Genomic DNA, 23,373 nt, shown 5'->3' on the forward strand with positions numbered 1-23,373 from the left:
TTCGATATTTAACCTTGGTGGAAAGAAAAAAAGAACAAAGGGGCACTCTATGGAAAACAAAAAGAATAGACTGGCGACTTGGTTGAAAGGACCGATACTAACGAAGAAAGCAGACCCGTTTTTGAGTGTTTTCCTCGCTTTTTTAGCGGCACTGATGGGAAACGCATTTTATCAAAACAGTGATATGGGGTATGGGGAATACATTCTCTGGCTTGTATTAATCGCCACTCTCACCGTTCTAGCGATTAAGTTGATTGTTACTGGATGGAGAAGGAGCAGGCAGCAAGATAAACATACATAAGAAAGACTAAAAACTGAGGAGGAGTAAGATGAGACAACCTAAAAAAATGGCACTAACCGGGCTCTTGCTAGTCGTTCTGCCTTTGGTGTTTATTGCATTAGGAGGTGTTCCGGACTTTACGGTGCTGATTGGGCAAGGAGAAGGATTTGCTTACTTTTTAGCCTTTCTTATGATCCTGCTGGTCTTTGTCGGCGCTCTTTTGCTGGTCATCGCCTTGGTGTTGAGTCTTCTAAGAAAAAACAAGAATACTACGTGAATGCAACAAAGCCTTCGAATTGCTCTCCGAAGGCTTTTTTTGTTTCGGATTCTTGGATGCGTTGCGGAAATAACCAAAAGGTCCCAGAAATCATCAAAAAATTTCAATTTATCCGCACCCAAGCGGCAAAATGAGGTAGCATTAGAAAGGTAATGAAAACGCTAACAAAGGAGTGTAAGAGGATGAAAGGAATTATTCGTTTTTCCAATAATTTGATGGAACGCTATTTGCCGGATCCATTTTTGTTCGTCATAATTTTGACGTTGGTAGTGTTCGGCATGGGCTTGGGATTGACCGGTTCGACGCCTGTTGAAATGGTCGCCTTCTGGGGTGAAGGATTCTGGGCGTTATTAGCGTTCTCTATGCAAATGGTGCTCGTGCTGGTAACCGGATTTGTATTGGCGAGCAGCCCGATTTTCAAAAAGGGACTCGGCAAACTGGCGAGCTTTGCGAAGACGCCGGGCAGCGCCATCATTTGGGTAACTTTGGTGTCACTCGCAGCGAGCTGGATCAACTGGGGATTTGGGTTGGTCATCGGTGCGTTATTTGCGAAAGAATTGGCAAAACGCGTGGACCATGTCGATTACCGGCTGTTAATTGCAAGCGCTTACTCTGGATTTATCATTTGGCATGCTGGGTTCTCGGGTTCGATTCCGCTGTCGATTGCGACAGACGGCCATCCATTCATGGACCAAATCGGCATTATTCCAACAGGAGAAACGATTTTTGCGAGCTATAACTTAATTATCATTGCGGCTTTAGTTATCATTCTTCCTTTATTAAACCGGTTGATGATGCCGAAAAAAGAAGAAACCGTGGTCGTCGATCCGAAAGTGCTGGTGGAACCTGTAGCCGAGGAGCAACCGGCGAAATCGGACATGACCCCGGCAGAACGTCTGGAAAACAGCTGGATCCTATCTGCCATCATCGGTATTCTGGGTGTTGCATTTGTCGCTTATTATTTCATTCAAAATGGCTTTGCGTTAACGCTCGACTTGGTTAACTTCATGTTCTTGTTCCTCGGAATCCTGTTCCACGGGACGCCAAGAAGATACTTGGTGGCGGTTCAAGAAGCCGTCAAAGGAGCGGGCGGTATCATCATCCAGTTCCCGTTTTATGCAGGAATCATGGGGATGATGACAGCATCCGGTTTGGCAGCGGTCATCTCGGATGCATTCGTCAGCATTTCTACGGCTGAGACCTTTCCGCTTTTCGCCTTTTTAAGCGCAGGACTCGTCAACTTCTTCGTCCCTTCCGGCGGCGGACAGTGGGCCGTTCAAGGGCCAATCATGCTGGAAGCGGCCGAAATGCTTGGCAGCGACACCGCTAAAGTCGCAATGGCTGTCGCTTGGGGAGACGCTTGGACGAACATGATCCAGCCGTTCTGGGCATTGCCGGCACTGGCAATCGCCGGGCTCAAAGCCAAAGACATCATGGGCTTCTGTCTGATTGTGTTGTTTGTCAGCGGTGTTGTGATTGGGCTTGGGTTGTTGTTTTTGTAAATGAAAATGTTGATTTCGGCCTTGCCTAAAACAGGCAAGGTCATTTTTGTATTGTTGTATGTAAAGAGAAACAATGAGAAAGAAGCTATTAATAAAACCATTCTACTGTCTAACTCAAATTTTAGTAAGTATATATAATAACAGGTGAAAATATATGGTAATACTTTCTTTAGTATAGTATATTTACCTATAGAAGGTTGAAAAATGAAAAAAAGAATAGCTTTTTACTATGAATAGTTTAGCAATTAAAATTCTTTAGTATTCCTTCTTAAAATGGCGAAAGCCGTTGTAATGGTTGTATAAGTTATCAACTACTATCTAAAAACGGAGGGAAATTGACTTATGATAAAAAAATGGTTCGTTCCAATTGTAATCAGCTCTATGGTTTTAACCGGGTGTGGATCTGATACTACAGAAGTTAACGAGGAGTCTGAAAACACGACAACTGTTGCTAGTGAGGAAGAAACAGCTGCAGAAACCGAGGAATCTGAGACTGAAGAAGAAACAGAAGAAGTCGAAGAAGCTGTGGAAGTCGACGAAGATGTACAGGAAGATGACAGCATGAAAGCCACAAATACTTACACGAATAAAGAGTTGGGTATTACCGGCGAAATAGGTCCGATGAAATACGAGATCCCTGGAATTCAGTTGAAGATCATTGAACCAAAAGACCAAGCGACAGCCGATCTTTTCGAAGTGGCAGTAGGAGATGAGGTCCATGCTTTTACAGTTCAGTTTGCTGGAGAAAACACATCTGAAGAAGATGTGAGTTTTTACCTTGGCCAAGCCGTTGCGATTACCAACACTAAGGAACAATTAGAGCCTGATATGCTCCTGTCTGAATATATTGATGGGGAATACTTAGGACAAGTTCGTCATGAAGGCCACAATGTATATATCTTAAAGAATTCAACAGTAGATCAACTTGAAAGTATTGAACTGCGTATTTCAGCTCCTACGGATAGTAATTTTGAAACTGTAGGAGAAGAAGCTTCGCATACAATTGAAGTAAACAACTAAGTGAAATAAAACTTTGACCTCAAACAAGAAAATTCTTGTTTGAGGTCTTTTTGCTCAGAAACGCTTTCTAAATAGAAATATGATGTAAGTTGCAATAATATTGCGAATAATTGATGCCGACATAGTTAAATAATGCTAAACTAAAAATAAGTTTCATACAGTATTTTACATATATAGGAGAGAGGAGCACCTCATGATTATCTACAACGAAAGCTCTTCAAAATTTATTAACCATGTGCTGGAACAGCGCATCGAATCTGTGCTCCTTGAAAAGGTGCAGGAAAAGATGAACCATTCCGTATCGCCAAGCGAAATCCGTTCGTGGACCAACTCTTTGCCGCAAATGGCCAAGATTCTGCGGGACGCCGATTTGAAGGAAGGCACCCACGTGCTGCTGGAATACAAGTTGCCTTCCACTGAAAAACGCATTGATTTCCTGATTACCGGGGAAGACAAGACCGGCCGGCAAAACGCTGTCATCGTCGAACTGAAACAATGGTAGAAATCGCAACTGGCTGAAGGGGACGGCATTGTTAGAACTTACCTGGGAGGGCCGGGAACGCGAAACCGTTCATCCGTCTTATCAATCGCTGTCCTATAAACGCTATCTTGAGAATTTCAATGAAGCCCTATACGAAGATACATCCATCAACTTAAGCTCCTGTGCTTATCTGCATAACTACATTCCGAACAACCTGGCAGAGCCTTTGCTCAATGAACGCTATGCGAGAGATATCAAGTATTTACTGATATTTTCATGAAATAAAATATAAAAAACAATTTATAATGTGGAGGAAGATATGAAATTTACTTATCGATCTTATACAAAGCTAATAAGAGAATTAGGTTACTTAGACTCTATTATAGAGCTGAGTGAAGTAGCCAAAAGAGACTTTATATATCATTCCGAAGAACAAGAAAACTTTAATATGTTTTTAAAAGAGAAATCTCAAAAGTATGGAATCAGAGTTGATTTCAATGACATTCCACAAGAATTCAATTCAATTATAGCAAGTAATTATATAACTCAAGTCTCCCAGTGTTTTGAAGAATTCCTGGTGGGTTTTAAAAGTGAGTACAGAAAAATAAAAGGAGATTCATGGGAGGAGAAGGAGAAAGAAGCAAGGCTTGAAAGTGCTTTTAAAGCAGTAATAGGTAATAGTAAAAAAGAAGAAATATTAGAATATGGTATTTGTGATTACTATAGACTTGTTCGAAATTCCACCTTACATAGTAAAGATGAAAATCTTATTAATAAAGTTAATAAACAACATCAGCATATAACGAAGAATGCAAAAGTAAAATCTAACTATACTAATTTAAATGCTCCTAATAAATTCAAAGAAATCACTTTTGACGATTTTCTTTTATATTCGAGAGCAGTTAAAAAATTAGCGCTAAAGTTTTGTGAATTTTCTAGCCCCCAATTAGAAGAAATTATTAATTTGATAGAGATGAAAAAATATAATAAATATTTAAATAATATAGATAGAATGGAAAAGGCAATTAAGAGCGATTTAAAATCTAACTATGGGATACGAGAAGAAGATTCAAAATTAGTAATAAATAGGATTGTAGAGTTGAAGGAATAAAGTTACAATTAACTCATATTTATCTGGTTCGCTTAGTGGTAAAGCACCCCCCTCCATTGGCTCATGAAAGTTTCGTGAATCAATGAAGGGGGAGCCTGTGGTTCGAATCCACAGCCAGATTTAAATTTTTGAAGCCGCAGCTGGACATCAGTAAGGTTCTTGCTGCGGTTTTGTATGTTTAAAAGAGAATAGAAAAATGTTTAAGACAAAAAAACTAATAATATAGATGAATAGTTCTAAACCTCAGAAGTAAACTTGTTTGTATGAAAGATTTGTTTTTTTTAAAAGTCCTGTTTTAATGTAAATAATAAGTTTTATGTCCTTAGAAATCCGAAATGATAAGAAATGAAAGTAGGTGTATTAAACAAAGTATTGAATATCGAATAGATTCGTGAGAGTTTAAAATCAATTTTTATTAAATCGTTTATACTGAATGACATGGCTAGATAAAATAAAAATCTTTATTATTACTTCAACTCAAATTCAAATTAGAAGGGGATTAAATTGGATGTTCTCAGAAGGTATAATAACAGATATAGTAGCTCCTGTTGTAACAACTTGGCTAGCTCCAAAAGTTGAAAATCTCACGGAAAACTTAGGGATTAGAAAGAAAATTACTCAATATACTTTAAAGTCTAAAATGACTGAATATTTGGAAAGAACATATAAGAAAAATAGCTATATGAATACAATTATTTTTAGAAATGTACCACAAAAAATAGAAGACTTATACATCCCTCTCACTTTAAAAACAAAAGAAGAAACTACTGATATTGTAATAAATAATAATATTTCGGGAATTTTTACTGAGTTTAATAAAATATTAATTACTGATTCTGCTGGGATGGGGAAATCTACTTTGCTGAAATGGATGTTCAGAAAAAGTATTGAGTTAAATTTGGGTCTTCCAGTTTTTATAGAATTAAGAAAACTATCTAAAAATAACACTGTTATTGACGAATTGTTTAAAGAATTAAATCCTCTTCATGAAGAATATGACAAAGAATTTATATTGGAATTAATTCATAAAGGAGACTTCATTTTTTATCTAGATGGCTATGATGAGGTACCTTTAAATAGTCGAGTTGAAGTAACAGAAGACCTTCAGAGTTTTATTTCAAAGGCATCTAATAATAAGTTTATACTATCCTCGAGGCCAAACTCTGCAATAGTATCTTTTACAGACTTTTACGAATTTAATATTAAACCCTTAAATAAAGACGAAGCTTACAATTTACTTAAGAAATATGACAAAAGTAACAATTTGGCTGTCCAAATTATTGACCTGCTCGAGGGAAATACTCACGGAGAAAGTTTAAAAGAGTTTTTAATAAATCCTTTAATGGTTTCTTTACTATATAAAGGGTACGAATATAAACAAACGATTTCATATAAAAAGAGTATATTCTACAGACAAGTTTTTGATGCATTATTTGAGAACCATGATTTAACTAAAGGAGGGGCTTATATCCATGAAAAGCACTCGGAATTAGATATAGAAGAGTTTCACACAATTTTAAGAACTACAGCCTTTTTAACTATTAAAGAAGGAAAAGTAGAGTATGGAAAAGATGAAATAATTAATTATTTAACTCAAGCTAAGAATCAAACAAAAATTGACTTTAAAGAAAGCTTATTCTTAAGAGACTTAGTATCTAGTGTGCCCCTTTTTTATGAAGAAGGTAATTTTTTCAGATGGAAGCATAAATCATTACAGGAGTATTTTTCAGCACTATACATCTGTACTGACACCAAGGACAAGCAACAATTAATTCTTACGAATATTTATAATAGCAAGAACTTTAACGAATATTTAAATATATTAGATCTCTGTTACGATGTAGATTATAAGAGCTTTGAAAAATCGATTATATATTTATTTTCAGAACAAGTAAATTCACATAAAAAAAGTTTTGAACCTTTTACTTCTGAAATTCCCGAGTACTATTTAAAAAAGCGAATGCATTATACTTTCGGAAAACAATTTTTTTTGATACCAATTAAAAAAAATAATGACTCTATAAGCACTGTACAGGACAAAGAGTTAGTAATGAAAAACTTTGATGAAGAAATTGATCTAGGCTTGAAATTTATAGAAGAAAATTATAAAGGATTGATAGCTGGTTATGAAAATATTGGAGCAGCAATCGACTATAACACAAAATTTCTATTGATTTTTTATGAAAAATTAAACTATTCAATTATAGAATTACTAGCTTCTAAATCCTTTAAAAGTATTTCATATTCGTCTACTAGAGAGGAAGTAAAACAAGATATTTCCGAAATGGCCATGTTACTTAACTCAATAGACACAGAGGGAACAATTCTAAATAATGATAAATCCTCTATATTAAATACATTCAAGTATTATGAACTAGTTAATGATTTTATAGAAATAGGTAATTATGGAAAGATAGCTATAGACTTTGAAGAAATTTCAAATCTTTATCAAAAAATGTTAGAAGAAACATTTGAAGAAGAATATAATGATTTGTATGATTTTTAAAGGTTGATAATAACTCTATGAAATTCGCTCCCTGTGTTTGTAAAATCGCTTCCATGTGTTGAACGCAATTCAAAATATGTAACAATACTGCATAAGAAAAACGTTGAAATCAGTAGTAGAAAGAATTCTCCTCATATTTATATGATGATCGGTAAGTATTCATAAATGAGCGGTACACAGGGGGAGAATGGAAACTGCTGGAAAACTCAAGACCCTCTCTTCCAGTCAATATAATTATTTGACTGGAGTCGATGGAGACCTTACTACAGATCGTGCTCTTCTTTATCCATCAATGCACTTGTGAACCAAATAAACCCAAAACAACCACCTTTCCGATAAGGAAAGGCGGTTGTTTTGGGTTTATTTGTATTTAAATAAAGCTGTTTGCTCTGTAGCTTTATAATTAGAATCCCAACCAATTTATAATTGCACAAGAAAAATTGTGGTAAAATTATGAAATAATGATAACTATTAATTAGAAACGAAATTATTTTTAAAGAATATAGAGGTGAAGATATGAAACAGGAACTAGTGCATATGCGGGACAAATTGAATAATATCAGCAAACGAAACCGCTCAATCCGATTGTTGAAGCTTTATGATAAATGGAGTTTTGATTTGATGCGCAGCTCTCCTGAAATTGCAGAGGGGATCGTGGAAGGCTTAAAGAAGAAGTCGACAAAGTCTTTCTCGTTACTGACCAAAGATGAAGAAAAGGATGCTGTAAATACGCGGAAATTGACTGCGCTCTACAGAAATATAAAAGGTATTGAAGATGAGACCGGTGTCCATGACTTTTATTTGGGGACACCGTTTGTTTCCGGGACTTTTTCAGATGGTACGTTCTTTCAAGCACCCCTGTTCCTTTACCCTGTACGTTTGGAAAAGGGAGCAATCAACCGACAGACATTTGAATTGAAGAAAGACGAGGGTGAGCCTATTCTCAATCGGACCTTGTTTTTGGCGTTTAAGAAAATAGATCAGCTGCGCTTTTCAGAAGAGTGGATGGATGAAGCGCAGGAAGTAGCCTCAAAAGGGGATGCAGAAATTCAGTCTTTCCTGGAAAGATTCCAATTAGCTGTTACACAAACATCCACTGGTTATGAACCTTTAAAAGAATACAAAGCGGATGGTATTCCACCTAAGAGCAAGTTGAAACTCACAAAGAATGCTATCATTGGTCATTTCCCGCAGGGGAGTTCTTCGCTTGTCCGCGATTATGATCAATTGATCGACCTGAGCGAAACCAGCAATTTATCGCTAGTGGGTGATCTTCTAAACCCTGAAAATGCGACAATAATGGAAAGTGATTGGGATGCTCAGAAGTCCGAGCCAGAAGATATCCGTGAATTTAATCGTCTGTATCTGTTAAATACTGACGGTTCCCAGGAAGAAATTTTGAAGGAAGCCCGCTACAAAAAAGGATTAGCGGTTCATGGTCCACCAGGAACCGGGAAGTCACAGGTGATTGTCAATCTGATTACAGATGCTTTACACCAAAAGAAGAGAATTCTGGTAGTGTGCCAAAAAAGGGCTGCCCTGGATGTTGTTTACCAGCGGCTCCACAGCCTCGACTTGACCGGTTATACCGCTTTAATACACGACGAAAACCAAGATAGAAAAGCACTTTATGGGAAAATAAATGATACCCTCTCGTATTCCTTAAATTACGAACAAGGATGGACGCAAAGTTTGCGGACCACGTCTCAGAAACTTGAACAGCAGGAAATGGAACTGAATAATATTGCTGCCGGCTTGCATTCGAAAAATGAGAACGGGCTGTCGCTGTATGATTTATACAGCAGAACTAAAAGCACTGGAGATATTGAAGCTTTCATCGTAGTCGACTCAGTTGCGAATGAGTTGAATGTTGAAAATTTGGAAGATGCTTTGGCAACGGTTTATACGTATGCCGAATGGTATGAACGGTTTGGTAAAGATTCCTATCCCCTGAAAGACAGACTTTCCTTCGCCAAATTTGGGATGAAGGAAAAAACGGATTTCACACAAAAAATGGCTCAATTAATTATACAGATGAAAAAAGCGGAAGAGTGTTTAAATCTCTTGGATGCTGATGACATCACTCCCGGCTATACATGGGGAATCCAGCAGGATCTACTGAAAATCCAGCCGGATATCTCTGACGGTGAACCACGGACAATGCAAGGCTTGCGTTTATGGTATTGGACAAGTTTCACCGGCAAAAAAATTGTTGAGGATCTAAACAAAGGGGCTAAGTTTCCAGGAGTTAAATCGCAGGAATGGCCGAAGATCAAAAAGAGCTTATTGCTAATGAATGATTTGGCGCAAATCACAAGTGATATAAATAAAGAAATGGAAGTCTTGAAGCATTTTCTTGAACCTTCGAAAGTGGAGAAGTACAAAGAAATGGTTTCTGATGGTGCTTTGCCACTAAAGGAAATGGAATTGATTCAAGAATATCTTCATTCTGATTTTGAAGATTTGCAGCATATGGATCAGTTTGGACAGGAATGCAATCCAACGGAACAAAAGCTGATAAAGCTGTTGATAGAAAAAAAGAATCAAATCGGTTTCGGTAATCTTCCGGAAAAATGGACAGAGGCGTTACGTCAATCTGTTTACCTTTATTGGATCGACAAAGCGGAACGAAAGCATCCGGCAGTGAAAAAAGTATCGAACTCTGAATACAACCGACTGCGATCTACTTTTGAAGAATTGGTTGAAAAGAAAAAAGAACTGGCTCGTCAATATTTGATCAACGAGCTGAAACTATCCTTGCAAGGCGCACAGGATTCATCACGGGATGTATTCAAAGACCTCAAGCACCAGACCGGTAAAAAGCGGCAAGTATGGCCGTTGAGGAAGCTGGTGAACCAATATGCGGATAAAGGACTAATGGATGTTGCTCCGGTATGGCTTGCATCTCCAGAAATCGTCTCATCCATTTTCCCCGTTGACTGAAAATCTGTTCGATTTGGTCATCTTTGACGAAGCTTCCCAATGTACCGTTGAAAACGGCTTGCCGTCCATCTATCGCGCGAAGCAAGTGATTGTAGCAGGCGACGAAATGCAACTGCCGCCATCAAATATGTTCATGTCTACTATTGAAAATGATGAGGATGAAGAAGATTTTCTGTCCAATGATTCACCGAGTTTATTGAATTTGGCTAAACGCAGATTTGATGAAAAAACGCTTCAATGGCATTACCGTTCCAAATATGAGGAATTGATCAACTACTCGAATCATGCTTTTTATAACGGCGCGATTCAAATATCGCCAAATGTCCAACCGTATAAAGAGCCTCCAGCTATCCAATGGATTAAGGTGGAAAACGGCAGATGGATCGATCGAGCAAATGAAGTGGAAGCATTAAAAGTAGTAGGAGTTCTTAAAGAACTTTTGATGGCTAAACAAGATAAGTCAGTTGGAATCATTACGTTCAATAGTACTCAACAGACGAAAATTTTGGATATGATTGAGAAAGCGGCAATCGATGATATAGAATTTGGTTCCTTGTATGGAGAAGTGATGAGCAGAGGACTCGACGAGCGAGTTTTTGTAAAAAATATTGAAAATGTCCAAGGCGATGAGCGAGACATTATTCTTTTCTCAGTAGGATATGGCCGAAACGAAGAAGGACGCGTATACAACCGCTTTGGTTCATTAAACCAAGAAGGCGGTGAAAACCGTCTGAATGTTGCTGTGACACGTGCCAAAGAAGAGACAATCGTCGTTAGCAGCATTGAACCGGAAGAGCTGGAAGTGGCGAGCTCGAAAAGCAATGGCCCACGCCTGTTTAAAGATTATTTGAAATACGCAAGAGCAGTTTCCAATGGTCAAATCGAAAGAGTACAGGAAGTTATCCAAGATGTCAATGAACTTGGGAATACCAGTGTCTCCGCATCAGCACTGCAATTCGATTCACCTTTCGAGGAACAGGTCTATCAGCAACTGCGAAACCTGGGATACGAAGTTCAAACACAAGTTGGCATGTCAGGTTACAGAATTGACTTGGCCATCATCCATCCAAACGATCCTTCTCAATACATTCTGGGAATCGAGTGCGACGGGGCAATGTACCACAGTTCCAAAAATGCAAAAGAGCGTGACATCTACCGCCAAAAATTCCTGGAAAGTCGCGGATGGACGATCGAACGCATCTGGAGCCGCAACTGGTGGAAAAACCAGAGTGTAGAGATTGAGCGGATCGATCAGGTGATTAAGGCTTTGGTGAAGAAGGATGAGGTTAAGGGGAGTATGACGGGAAGTTTGAAATAAAAGAATTAAAAGTGAAGTAAAGGCTTTCCGAGAAATCGGAAAGTTTTTTTATGAGAGTAATGTTCTAAACACAACAATCGAACACAATCTATGCTTACTTACATTAATTTTCCATTTAATATATAGTAATTCTTAAAGGAGTGGGAATTATGAAAAAGCTAATAAGTACTATTGACGTAACATCAGTAAACGGAGCGTATCGTTTCTACCAGTATCGTGATAGCAATGCTTTACCGCAAATTGAGCTATACAAGATGGAAGGTGAAAAGGAAATCACTATTAAAAATGTTTTAGGAGAAGTAAAAAAGTTAAATGATGAATTCAAGTTTCAAATTGAATATGCTCCTAAAAATAGAAAGAGCCCTCTTAATACGAGAGAATTCAGTGAAAAATTTATAAGTTTATATAGAGAACTATAGGCTAATAAGAGGTATAGACTTGCGAACTATTCAAATTAGAAATACAGACGGTAGTAACAAATCTGGATTGCAGTCTAAAGCTATTCTGCTAGTAACTATTCCACAAAATAGGTAAGTCAATGTGCTATAATATTTTGACTATAAAATGTTAATTTTATACATACTCGATGGAGGTCATTATGAAAAGAATGTTCGTGTTTCTATGTTTAATGATTATGATTATTACTCTTTCAGCTTGTTCTGATGAACAGGATCCCAATGTACTAGAAGTAAGTAAATCTTCAGATGAAATGAGTGGGGAAAATTATCAAACAATCCTTTCAGAATTTGAAGAAACAGGATTTACTAATATCGAGACTAAGGTATTAGATGATTTAATTACTGGTTGGCTAACAAAAGACGGAGAAATTGAACAAGTAGAGATCAATGGAACTACCGAGTTTAGTGCAAATGATAGTTTTGAAAAAGATTCTGAAATAGTTGTTACATATCATACATTTTCAAAAGAAGAGAAAAGTGATACTGAAGCCGCTGATGAAAAGAGCTCGGATACAGACGGAAAATCAACTGAAGAAAAGAGTGCAGAGCCCGTTGATCAATCAACCGATGATACATCTGTGGAAAGTGAACGGGAAATATTAACGGAAGAAAATAACGAAGATCTTGCAGCTCTTTTGGCAGTCCAGGATACTAATGATCCAATTGTTGTTGAATTTGCAAAAAAATATGCTGGTAGAACCATTGAATTCGATGGATATATCGCACATATGATGCCATATGGGGATAATACAACAAGATACGATATTTTAATCGCAGTTGGTGATTCTAGTCAAACGACTTATAGTGGACCTGATTTTAAGTTCGAAGATGTGAATGTTTTTGATTTAAATCTTACTGGTTCTGAGGTGCCGGACACTATTGGTATGGGCCAAAATCTACGTATTACCGCTGTAGTTGAAGAATATGAAGAAAATTCCGGACTATTTTTCCTTGAGTCAGTTTCTAATGAAATAAGGTAAAAGTTAATATTCTATAAGAGAGTATTAACTTGATCACCAATGGGAAAGGTAATGAGAATTAACATCTTATTTTTATCTTATAAAATTCTAAACGTTATCAGATAATTAGTGATTGGATGCCTCTGTAAAAATATACTCTAAACGAATGAACCAATACACTAAAATTTATATCCTATACATCTCCTCTTCCTTTGTATCAGCAATTCGGAAGTGGATTTTTTGTTCTATAAATGACTATAAATCGCATGGGAATTATGTTCAACATAGAGTGAATTTGAAGACTGCTAGAAATCGGATTTTGAAAAGTTTCCGTTTTTATATAAGCTTTTTTTATTCTATGTACTGCCACACGAACAATATTTTAAGTGTAGGCAGTTTTTTCACTTTATATACCAGTCTTAGTAATTATAATTTGTGCTACTTGTAAGGAAGTAAAATTTAGTTATTAGAATTTTACCACAAGTGAAAAATCATGATATAATTTACTAGTCAGCATTAAGAAGCTGATTAACAAATCTAAAAGGGATAGACCTATATTAGATAAAATAAAAAATGACAAGAGACCAAAAAAACTAAAAAACCCTTTGAATCAAAAAAAGCGAATAATAAAAAGCTGAAAAACATAATTTCAAAAGGGAATCCTAAAAACTAAGAGTCTACTTAAATGAAAAAATGAAAATCTATTGAAAGTCTAATGCTACACCCTTTAAAGAAAGGGGGGTAGAGTGTCTTGCAGCAATATTTCTTAGAAATAGCTTTTCCGGTAGTAGCTATACTAATTGCAAATTGTGTTTGGCATTTTATGACGAATTATAAGATTGTGAAGAAATAGCAAATGAATTTTTAAATTTATAAAAAGTCGCCTCTCTGTGCCAATTTCAATTCAGTTTATTAGCTTAATTTGTATAAAGAAGCCGTATCCCATAACCTCAAGGTTAGCGGATACGGCTTAAGTAATTTTATTTAGGAAGTTAAATATCTATAATCACTTGTGACACAGTAAGGGCCTGGGAACTAATATAACAAGACACTCAGATTCTTTCAGTATGAGAGATGGTAAAGTCTTTATATCGCAAGAACTACGCCAGAAAGAGGGCCAAACCATGGAATATATTTTCATTTCGATTGTAGTAATATTGATTGCACTGGTAGTGGTCTTTATTTATTTTAAAAAGAATAAGAAGATACAGCCGCAACTAGAAGAACCAGACATTGAAGAAACTGTAGAAGAAAGCGAAGTAGAGGAGCCAGAAGAAGACAGCAATTTGAACCCTAAGGTATCTGAAATCGAGGACGTAGGGTTCATCGAAAGTGGCTATAAGAGAATTGAGATCCCTTCGAATATGATTCCGATCATCGTCCAGACTTTGAAAGACGGTGCGGTGGTGTTTCACCAGAGTCGTACCTTCCGGGTGGAGTTCAGCCCGGAAGTGGTGAAAGGCTTAAAGGATAAGAGCATAAGTCTAATCGAACGAGTGAATAGCAAAGGCTATGTGCCGGCGGTGAAGAAAGACGGCGTGAAAGGGATTTATGAGCAGGCAGTGCTCGTGAAGCGCGTGAACCCGGCGCTCTTGGCGCATGCAAGCATGAATCTTTTGACGACGGTCGTTGGCCAGCAGCAACTTGTCGAAATCCAAAGTTCCTTGAAAAGCATGGAACAGAAGCTTGAGACCTTGATTCAATACAGAGAAAATGATTTTGCTGGACGGATTGAAGCGCGTTTCGGCTATTTCAAGGAAGTGATCGAACGGTTCCGCCGAAACGGTATTACGCTTGGCGGTGTGGAAGACGCAGAAATCGAAGGGTTTTATACAGCGACATTGCAGGATTTGAAAGTGTTAACGAAAGACTTGAAAGCAACCGCTGGAAATATTGAAGGGTTGAAAGAACATGAAATGTTGCGTAAATGGGGAGACGCACCCGTAAAAAAAGAGTACGAGCAGCTTGTCGGAGAATTCAACGCCAAGCAGGAGCTCGTGCTGTTGAATGTGCAGTTCATCGAGGAATGCTACGAGCCATACCTCCGAACGATTCGGAACTACGAGGAAGCCGATGTAAAATCCCAGACCTTGGCGCAGGTCATTAGGGAGAACCATATCTTGATTGAGGCCATCGAAGGAAAAGTTAAAAGCATCGAAGAGAATTATAAGGTGAAAATAAATTTCGGCATCAAGGCCTTGAAATATCGCAATTTGGAGAGTTTGAAACAACTGACGCCGAAAAAAATCAGCCAGCAGCTATTGGCACAACAAGAGGTTCCGACTGAGGTGCTAGTTGAAGTGACGGAAGATGATAAAGCGTATGCATATATGCCGAGATAAAATGAATAATAGAAATTAGACCAAAAACACCCTTTTCTGAGCCGTCGGCATTTGTATGCCAAAGTTTCAGTGAAGGGTGTTTTAGATTCTGCTACATTGAAGTTAATTAAGCTTATGTAGAGCTTGCCGAAATATTCGAGTAGACTTGGCAAGTATTACGCCCTGTAGAGGATGCAAGACAAAGAAAGGCTAAATACATCACAAAAACCAGCACCTACAGTTGATGTCTTTTATCAAGTAATTGTTACAAGAATTTAGTAAATGTCACAGAAAAGTAATATTTTTGTTTTATTTGGAGTAAATCCGGGTATATTACTTCAAAGGCGTTTCATAATTTCAGTTTATTTATGAAAGTCTTACCTAATTTTATAACTGGGTTTTAGGGTACTGAATTTTAACATCTCCAGTTTAATAGTTTAGAAAAGGGAGGAAAAATAATGACGAAAGTTTCGTGGTCAAGATTTATGTTATTTACAATGCTGATCTTTGTATTGGCTTTGGCAGCATGTGGCAATGATGAGGATGCTTCAAACGAAGAATCATCTGCTGATTCGGATGCTACAACAGAAGAAAGTGCTGAAACAGAAGAAGGTGTTGAAGAGGGCACTGAAGACGCTGAAGAGGGCACTGAAGAAGTCTCTGATGGAAGTGCAGAATCTCAACCAAAAGTTACTGAGTTTGAACCAGCATTTCCAGAACAAACAAGAGCACCTGCAGTCGTGACTGAAACAGAACTTAATGAGGAAGTTATTGCTGAGGGTCTTGGCGTGTCTTGGGGTATGGCAGAGTTTGAACCAAACCGCTTATTTGTTACGCAAAGAGATGAAGCAGAACTTCTAATCGTCAACCTTGAAGATGGCGCTGTTTCAGATCCAATCGAAGGTACACCAGAAGTAAATAACGAAGGTCAAGGCGGGTTGCTGGATGTAGCCGTTGCCCCTGATTTTGACGAATCAAGAATGGTATTTATGACGTATTCTGAAGATGCTGAAGATGGTACTGTAACGGCTGTCGGTAAAGGTGTTTTATCAGAAGATGAAGCGTCACTGGAAAATTTTGAAACGATCTTCCAAGCGACACCAGCATATGATGGCGACTTGCACTATGGTGGACGTATTATCTTTGATGAGGATGGCAACCTGTTCTTAACAACGGGTGAGCGTTCAGATGATCCAATTCGCGAACGTGCACAAGACTTGGATGCATACTTGGGTAAAGTCATTCACATTACACAAGATGGAGAAGCAGTAGAGTCGAATCCATTTATTGAAGATGAAGACGCACTGGATGGCATTTACAGCTACGGTCACCGTAATATTCAAGGTGTGGATTTCCACCCTGAAACAGGAGACTTATGGATTGTTGAATTCGGTCCACAAGCTGGGGATGAACTGAATATTGTTGAACCAGGCAATAATTATGGATGGCCAATTGTTTCTTATGGTATCGAGTATACTGGCGAATTAATCAATGGTGGTGTTTCAGAACACGAAGCGCAAGGCTTTGTTGAACCAAGATATTATTGGGATCCGACAAGTGCGCCAAGTGGTAGTTCATTCTATGATAACGACGCAATTCCTGAATGGGAGAACAACTTGTTCATCGGCGGTTTAGTATCGAGCTATATCGCACGTGTCGTTATTGAAGATGACACCATCGTTGGAGAAGAACGTCTATTAACTGATGAAGGCGAACGTTTCCGTGATATACTTGTCACTGAGGATGGCGCGCTTATTGCAGCCACTGATGGCGGTAAGATTTATCAGATTTCTGCAGCAGGTGAATAAAAACGCGCTCCTGTGTCAAAAGGATTCAGTTTACTAACTACAATTGCATGAAGAATAAGCCGTATCCAGAAACCTCAATGGTTGATGGATACGGCTTTTGTGTTTTTATCTAAGAAGTCATTGACTGTGATGAAGAACTTAATGCTAGTATGTGAGCTATCCAAAATCACCACCTTAGTTGCTGAATGAACTAAATATTCTAACTTTTTTAATCTTTTCACTAGGAATCGAACGTAAGTTCTGTTATATTGAATGCATACCACTATGGAATGAGGTGTATTTCGATGGTGCTTGCAATCAAAGAAGTGAACGGATTTGAAAAAGGAAAGAAATATACTAAGGAACTTGAGTTTGTTTCTTGCTTTGAAACCGAAGAATATCGAGTAATCGCTTTAATAGATCGAGATGGCTATGTTTTTTATTGGACAACTACAGAAGATTCGCTTGAATATCGAAACTTCCGCAAAAAAGCTATTTACACATTTAAAGTTAGCTACATTTCTACAATAGTCGGTCCTTCCAGACCTAAGGTCATTATTGCAGAATTGGATGATGCAACAGCTGAAAACGGCATGTATGGCAAGGCAGAGCAATATAAATTAAATGCTTAATATATATTTGTAAAAAGAACCTTGGCATGCTCAAGGTTCTTTTTGTTTAGATATCTAAATGCTAGTCTTTCCATCAGGGATTGGAGGTTACTTTTTTCTGTAGTGTCGAGTCTTATACATGTAGGTTTTCTTGGAACATTTGACAAAATAAACTAAGATTCATATTCTATATCTCTTCGCACTCTTTGCATTAACATTTAGAGTGTGGTATTTTTGTATGTTTACCTGCATAAATTGGAAAATGTGGTGCTTCCAGGGAAGCGAAACGAGTGATTTTAAAAGAGGGAGATTAATAGATGAGTAAGTTTTCGATTGTGGCAATTAGTTTATTGGCAATTATCATCATCGCTCTTGCCTTTGCCGGGGATTTTTTTTATGGCGAAGCGGTGCAACGAGGGACTGAAGTTGAACTTTATGAGGAAGAAGAGGTCCCAGTGACAATAGCCCTTGAAGATGAACAGATTATCGAGGAAGCGGCTGAATGGTACGAAGAGCAGGAATTTGAAACTGTCTCTATCCTTTCATATGACGATCTTAGCTTGGAAGGTGACTTTTTGGAGAACGAAGATTCCAGTGGGAAAGCCGTGATCCTTTCACATGGCTTCCGCGGAAACAGGGAAGATATGAAAAATTTTGTTCAGTTTTATTATGACCAGGGGTTTGATGTTTTACTTCCCGATGCTCGTGGCCATGGGGAAAGCGAAGGGGATTATATTGGTTTCGGCTGGCACGACAGGCTAGATATAAAGCAATGGACCCAGCTGCTCATTGATGAGGAAAACAGCAGCGCTATTTTTCTTCATGGCGTTTCAATGGGAGCAGCATCCGTATTGATGACGAGTGGCGAAGAGCTTCCGGCGTCAGTGAAAGGGATTATTGCTGATAGTGCTTATACGTCAGCGGCGGATATTTTATCTTATCAGCTCGAGTCTATTTACAATCTGCCGGCGTTTCCGCTCATTCCAATCACTAGCGGTATTACAGAACTCAGAGCGGGTTTCACTTTTAATGAAGCTTCCGCGCTCGAGCAAGCCGCAAAAAATGTGCTTCCTTTGTTTATTATTCATGGAGAGGCGGACGAGCTCGTTCCGACGTCGATGGCAGAAGAACTGCACGAAGCAGCAGGCGGCGACAAACTGTTTTGGACAATTCCGGACGCCGGACATGTTAAGGCCTATACGATAGCCACTCAGGAATACCAGGAGCGGCTGAAGAGATTTATTGAGGATAGTATGGAGGAGTGATTTTCGTGAAATGGGCATCTGCTTGGGAACGGAAAGGCGCATATTCATATGTCAGGAGGCTCAATTGATGAAGTACTTCACGAAGGATTGGTATGACGAAATGCAGGTTTCCGGTTTTCTCGCATTGCACGATTCAGAAGAGGACTGGGAAGAGGAATTGGAATATTACCAAAGGCAAGGAGAGGATTTGCGGGAACTGAACTTACGCAATCTGGACGATATGCGGGAAAGTTTGCTGCGCTACTTGCCGGAAACTTTTCATCCGTATATCCACGACGGCACGCTGGTGACCGAATACCCGACGCCGGAGCTACGCATGCTCGTCAATCGATGGGAACGGGATTACGAGCGGCGGATGGAAGAGCTTAGTGACCGGTATATGCAGCATTTCGAATCGATCAAAGCGGAGCTCCCGCTAACTGCAGTCGAACTGATGGAGAATGGCTTGCACGATGCGGTCGTCCTTTCTGTTGAAAGACCATCTGAAGATCAGCTGGTCCTGACGCTCGACTGCAGCGGAGGTTTTCATTACTTCACGGATGTCCGTTTCACTTTTGAAGGGGTCACCTATTCAAACGTTCCGGCTGATTTCAAAGGTGCATGGTGGTTGTATGATGAAATTTACAAAGTGGACGGTGGCTTTGAGCTTCATACCTTGTTCGATTCCCCAATGAGCGAGACTGTAATTTGCGCGCGCGATGTGAAAATCGAGCCGTTGAAACTGCCGCTATTGCGCCGGTTACAGAAATGGTATAGAAGAAGGTAAGAAACGAGTCTTTATGTAAAACGTGTTTTAATTTATAAACTGCCATACCATGTGAATAAGCCGTATCCAGTAACCTCAATGGTTAATGGATACGGCTTTTGTATGTTCAGGTGGAAAAGAAAGTATTCAGCATTAAGGGTCGCATGCCGATTTCTGGTATTCGGTTTTTTTCGACTCAAGCCTTTTACTTGGAGGGAACTTTCCATTATGGGAGGTGGAAGCTGTTAAGGGATGCGGAACAAATCATTTCCACTGGAAATTCGTGTTGACAAATCGGCAATAGTTCCTTATATTTAGTTAAGTGAAAATGAGAATCATTATCAACGATTGAAATAAGAGAGGGATCTGCTAACCATGAGAATACATAATAGCAAAAAGAAATTATTTTTAGCTCTGGCGGCTTCTGCAGCGATAATGCTAACCGCTTGCTCAAACGAAAATGCAACGGGTTCGGGCGAAGCAGAAAACGATAACGCGAATTCCATTACGATGTCTTGGCCGCGTGATATCGGTTCGATGAATCCGCATGTCTATAATCCATCGCAATTGATTACCCAATCGATGATTTACGAGCCGCTTGTCAGCTACGAAGAAGGCGGAGAAATCGAGCCGCATCTTGCTGAGTCGTGGACAGTGTCAGAAGACGGTCTGGAATATACGTTCAAGCTGCGCGAAGGCGTCCAATTTACGGATGGATCTTCATTGACTTCAGAAGTTGTCAAAAAGAATTTTGATGCCGTACTTGCCAATAAAAGTTCTCACAGCTGGCTTGGCGTCATCAATGTGCTCGACAAGATTGAAGTGGTGGATGAGCTGACATTCAAAATGGTGCTGACGCAAGCTTATTACCCGGCTTTGCAGGATTTGGCAGTTGTTCGTCCGGTGCGAATGCTCGGTGAATCAGGATTTCCGGAAGACGGCGATACATCCAAAGGAATTAAAGAACCGGTGGGAACTGGCCCTTGGGTATTGGACGAATATAAAACAGATGAATATGCAGTTTTCACACGCAATCCTGATTACTGGGGAGAGAGTCCGGAACTGGAGGAAGTGACCATCAAAATCATTCCGGATGCGGAAACGCGCGTCCTCGCTTTTGAAAAAGGCGAGCTTGACCTGATTTACGGTGAAGGGGTGGTCAGCATGGATTCATTCAATTATTTGAAAGAAAGCGGTGAATACACGACCGATTTATCAGACCCTGTGGCGACGAGAACAATGCTGGTGAATTCGACGAGCGAAAAGCTGTCCGATTTAAATGTCCGCTTGGCGCTGCATCATGGTTTCAATAAACAAGCGATGGTGGAAGGCATCACACTGGGGCTTGAAGAAAAAGCGGATTCGATTCTCTCATCCAATTTCCCTTATGCAGTTGAAGAGATCAAAGCGATTGAATACGATGTGGAAAAAGCGGCTTCTTATTTGGATGAGGCCGGCTGGAAACTTGAATCCGGCAGTTCTGTACGTGAAAAAGATGGACAGCCACTTGAACTGGAATTAATATACGATAAGACCGATCCGATCCAAAAAGCAATGGCTGAAACGCTTCAAGCCGAATGGACTGCGCTCGGCGTTAAGCTGAACATTGCCGGACTGGAATTGACCGAGCAAATCGAGCGCCGCAAAGCAGGCAACTTCGACTTGGATTTCTGGTCTAACTACGGGGCGCCTTATGATCCGCATTCCATGATCAATGTCGTCGCTGAAAATGGCTGGGGTGTTTCAGAAGCGCATTCCAATCTGCCGATGAAAACGGAATTGGACGAGCAGGTACATGAAGCACTGGCCACGACAGATGAAACGGAACGCCAGGAATTATATGGTTCCATTTTAAACACCTTGCAGGAGCAGTCGGTATTCATTCCGATTTCTTATATGAAAAAGACGGTGATCTACCAAAATGATATCGAGTCATTTGAGTTCCCGGCGAATCGCGATGAGCACCCGTTTAACGATATTTCACTAAACAATTGATAACAGGAGGGCAATCCAATGGGCACATATTTGATAAAACGGCTTTTTGCGATTGTTCCAATTATACTCTTTGCGATTTTTTTGATGTTTGTGTTGGTGCGCCTGTCTCCGGTAGATCCGGCAGAAGCCTATCTTGCGGCTTCCCACATCCATCCGACAGAAGAATTGCTGGCTGAAAAACGCCAGGAATTTGGCTTGAACCGGCCGCTTATTGTTCAATATGTCCAGACGGTGGCCGACATTGTCCGGTTTGATTTCGGCAATTCTTATGTAACGAATACGCCCGTGTGGCAGGAAATCACGACCCGTCTGCCGGCAACGCTTCAGCTGGCATTAAGCAGCATTTTGGTGGCTATTGTTGTTAGTGTGCCGCTCGGATTTTTATCAGCGGTTTATAAGAACAGCTGGCTGGATCATTTCAGCCGGCTGCTTTCCTATTTAGGCGCATCGATTCCGCAGTTTTGGCTTGGCTATGTATTGATTTTCTTCTTTGCCGTCAAACTGGACTTATTTCCGGTTGAGGGCAGGGGGACTTGGCAGCATTTCGTATTGCCGAGCATCACGCTGTCGCTTGCGTTAATCGCAATTTACACAAGGCTGTTGCGGGCGAGTGTGCTGGAGGAATTGGAAGAGGCATACGTTTTGTATGGAAGAACGCGCGGCTTAAAAGAAAAAGCCATTATGGGCAAGCATGTATTGAGAATTTCCATCTCTCCGATGCTGACAGGCCTTGGGATGAACTTGGGGAAATTGCTCACGGGGACGATTATTGTCGAGCAGGTCTTTTCATGGCCAGGCTTCGGACGGTTCTTCATCGAAGCAATTTTTAACCGGGACATTCCCGTGATCCAAAGCTACGTCGTTCTCGCTGCGTGCTTGTTTATCGTCTGCAATTTGATCGTGGATGTTATCCAGCTGTATTTGGATCCACGCATTTCACGGGAAAGAAGGGCGCAAATTTGATGGCACGTATACGAACTGCATTAAAAGGCAAATGGCCATTGATGATTTGTTCAGGGATTTTGGCAGTGTTCTTCCTTGTTAGCATTTTGGCTCCATGGATCGCCCCGAATGACCCGATTCAAGTAAACCTGGCACTTAAACTGATGCCGCCGTCTCTCGAATATCCGCTCGGGACGGATCAGCTGGGACGCTGCAATCTGTCGCGCTTACTTTACGGAGCGCGTGTTTCGCTCGGTTTCGCGACTTTGATTTTTGTGGCATCGCTCGGCATCGGACTTGTCATCGGAACATTGTCAGGCTATCGCGGCGGCTGGATTGACACGGTATTGATGCGTTTTTGCGACGGCGTCATGGCTTTTCCGAACCTCGTACTGGTCCTTGGGATTGTTGGTCTTCTCGGGCCGGGGCTATGGCAAGTTGTGGTCGCATTGATGATGGTCCAGTGGGTGTATTACGCCCGCATGATTCGCGGAATGGTTGTCTCGATGAAAGAACAGAACTTTATCACAGCAGCGCGTATCAGCGGGTCGTCTAATTGGAAAATCATCAGGCGCCATCTCGTACCGAATGTGCTGCCGCCAATCATGGTCATGGGCACCCTTGAAATGGGATGGGCTATTATGGACATTTCGGCCTTGTCGTTTCTCGGGCTCGGCATCCAGCCGCCTAATCCGGAATGGGGTGCAATGATTCACGAAGGCACCAGCTTTATGAGAAGCAATCCGGAATTGATGCTTTACCCGGGATTGATGATTTTGTTCGTGGTGATTTCGTTTAACATTATTGGTGAATCGTTATCAGAGCAGTTTGGCGTCAAGCGGCGCTACTGAA

Annotated in this window: 20 protein-coding genes and 1 tRNA gene; all 21 read left to right on the forward strand. The window is 39.9% G+C overall.

Annotated features, from left to right (window positions below):
• The first annotated feature begins 49 nt into the window (after positions 1-49).
• The 21 genes from AC4EG4_RS11330 to nikC all read left to right on the forward strand — a co-directional run bounded on the left by AC4EG4_RS11330 (position 50) and on the right by nikC (position 23,372).
• A complete protein-coding gene (locus AC4EG4_RS11330) occupies positions 50-301 on the forward strand; it encodes a hypothetical protein (protein ID WP_490987868.1) in 252 nt (83 codons plus the stop codon).
• Positions 302-329: 28 nt separating this feature from the next.
• Positions 330-557 (forward strand): hypothetical protein, encoded by a 228-nt coding sequence (locus AC4EG4_RS11335; RefSeq protein ID WP_490987869.1) that lies wholly within the window; start codon positions 330-332, stop codon positions 555-557.
• A gap of 182 nt (positions 558-739) precedes the next feature.
• On the forward strand, positions 740-2,059 hold the full coding sequence (locus AC4EG4_RS11340) for a short-chain fatty acid transporter (RefSeq protein WP_490987870.1): 1,320 nt from the start codon (positions 740-742) through the stop codon (positions 2,057-2,059).
• A 342-nt stretch (positions 2,060-2,401) separates the two neighbouring features.
• A complete protein-coding gene (locus AC4EG4_RS11345) occupies positions 2,402-3,079 on the forward strand; it encodes a hypothetical protein (protein WP_490987871.1) in 678 nt (225 codons plus the stop codon).
• A 193-nt stretch (positions 3,080-3,272) separates the two neighbouring features.
• Positions 3,273-3,581 (forward strand): hypothetical protein, encoded by a 309-nt coding sequence (locus tag AC4EG4_RS11350; RefSeq protein ID WP_490987872.1) that lies wholly within the window; start codon positions 3,273-3,275, stop codon positions 3,579-3,581.
• Between the two features lie 28 nt (positions 3,582-3,609).
• Entirely contained in the window at positions 3,610-3,840 is a 231-nt protein-coding gene (locus AC4EG4_RS11355; protein WP_490987873.1) for a hypothetical protein, read from the forward strand.
• A 39-nt stretch (positions 3,841-3,879) separates the two neighbouring features.
• Positions 3,880-4,671, forward strand: coding sequence for a hypothetical protein (locus tag AC4EG4_RS11360; protein ID WP_490987874.1), 792 nt, complete (start codon positions 3,880-3,882; stop codon positions 4,669-4,671).
• Positions 4,672-4,692: 21 nt separating this feature from the next.
• Positions 4,693-4,792 (forward strand) — tRNA-OTHER (locus tag AC4EG4_RS11365).
• A gap of 387 nt (positions 4,793-5,179) precedes the next feature.
• Positions 5,180-7,177: an NACHT domain-containing protein gene (locus AC4EG4_RS11370; protein ID WP_490987875.1), complete on the forward strand. Its 1,998-nt coding sequence runs from the start codon at positions 5,180-5,182 to the stop codon at positions 7,175-7,177.
• 516 nt (positions 7,178-7,693) lie between these two features.
• A complete protein-coding gene (locus AC4EG4_RS11375) occupies positions 7,694-10,120 on the forward strand; it encodes a DUF4011 domain-containing protein (RefSeq protein ID WP_490987876.1) in 2,427 nt (808 codons plus the stop codon).
• Positions 10,059-11,438: an AAA domain-containing protein gene (locus AC4EG4_RS11380; RefSeq protein ID WP_490987877.1), complete on the forward strand. Its 1,380-nt coding sequence runs from the start codon at positions 10,059-10,061 to the stop codon at positions 11,436-11,438. The genes AC4EG4_RS11375 and AC4EG4_RS11380 overlap by 62 nt, the downstream gene beginning before the upstream one ends.
• A 149-nt stretch (positions 11,439-11,587) precedes the next feature.
• The gene (locus AC4EG4_RS11385) at positions 11,588-11,857 is read left to right on the forward strand and encodes a hypothetical protein (RefSeq protein ID WP_490987878.1); all 270 of its coding nucleotides are present in this window, start codon (positions 11,588-11,590) and stop codon (positions 11,855-11,857) included.
• 179 nt (positions 11,858-12,036) lie between these two features.
• On the forward strand, positions 12,037-12,876 hold the full coding sequence (locus AC4EG4_RS11390) for a DUF4839 domain-containing protein (protein WP_490987879.1): 840 nt from the start codon (positions 12,037-12,039) through the stop codon (positions 12,874-12,876).
• A 1,103-nt stretch (positions 12,877-13,979) separates the two neighbouring features.
• Positions 13,980-15,197 carry a DUF1572 domain-containing protein gene (locus AC4EG4_RS11395; protein ID WP_490987880.1) on the forward strand — a complete coding sequence of 406 codons (1,218 nt, stop codon included), beginning with the start codon at positions 13,980-13,982 and terminating at the stop codon, positions 15,195-15,197.
• A gap of 437 nt (positions 15,198-15,634) precedes the next feature.
• Positions 15,635-16,984: a PQQ-dependent sugar dehydrogenase gene (locus AC4EG4_RS11400; RefSeq protein ID WP_490987881.1), complete on the forward strand. Its 1,350-nt coding sequence runs from the start codon at positions 15,635-15,637 to the stop codon at positions 16,982-16,984.
• Positions 16,985-17,268: 284 nt separating this feature from the next.
• Positions 17,269-17,595 (forward strand): hypothetical protein, encoded by a 327-nt coding sequence (locus AC4EG4_RS11405; RefSeq protein WP_490987882.1) that lies wholly within the window; start codon positions 17,269-17,271, stop codon positions 17,593-17,595.
• A 296-nt stretch (positions 17,596-17,891) separates the two neighbouring features.
• A complete protein-coding gene (locus AC4EG4_RS11410; protein ID WP_490987883.1) occupies positions 17,892-18,839 on the forward strand; it encodes an alpha/beta hydrolase in 948 nt (315 codons plus the stop codon).
• A 67-nt stretch (positions 18,840-18,906) separates the two neighbouring features.
• Positions 18,907-19,605 (forward strand): DUF4085 family protein, encoded by a 699-nt coding sequence (locus tag AC4EG4_RS11415; RefSeq protein WP_490987884.1) that lies wholly within the window; start codon positions 18,907-18,909, stop codon positions 19,603-19,605.
• Positions 19,606-19,959: 354 nt separating this feature from the next.
• Positions 19,960-21,579, forward strand: coding sequence for a nickel ABC transporter substrate-binding protein (gene nikA, locus AC4EG4_RS11420; protein ID WP_490979188.1), 1,620 nt, complete (start codon positions 19,960-19,962; stop codon positions 21,577-21,579).
• 18 nt (positions 21,580-21,597) lie between these two features.
• Positions 21,598-22,542: a nickel ABC transporter permease subunit NikB gene (gene nikB / locus AC4EG4_RS11425; RefSeq protein WP_490987885.1), complete on the forward strand. Its 945-nt coding sequence runs from the start codon at positions 21,598-21,600 to the stop codon at positions 22,540-22,542.
• The gene (nikC, locus tag AC4EG4_RS11430; protein ID WP_490979186.1) at positions 22,539-23,372 is read left to right on the forward strand and encodes a nickel ABC transporter permease subunit NikC; all 834 of its coding nucleotides are present in this window, start codon (positions 22,539-22,541) and stop codon (positions 23,370-23,372) included. Before nikB ends, nikC begins: the two co-directional genes overlap by 4 nt.
• Position 23,373 lies beyond the last annotated feature (1 nt).

Source organism: Planococcus sp. TJ-201 (genome assembly GCF_058268495.1).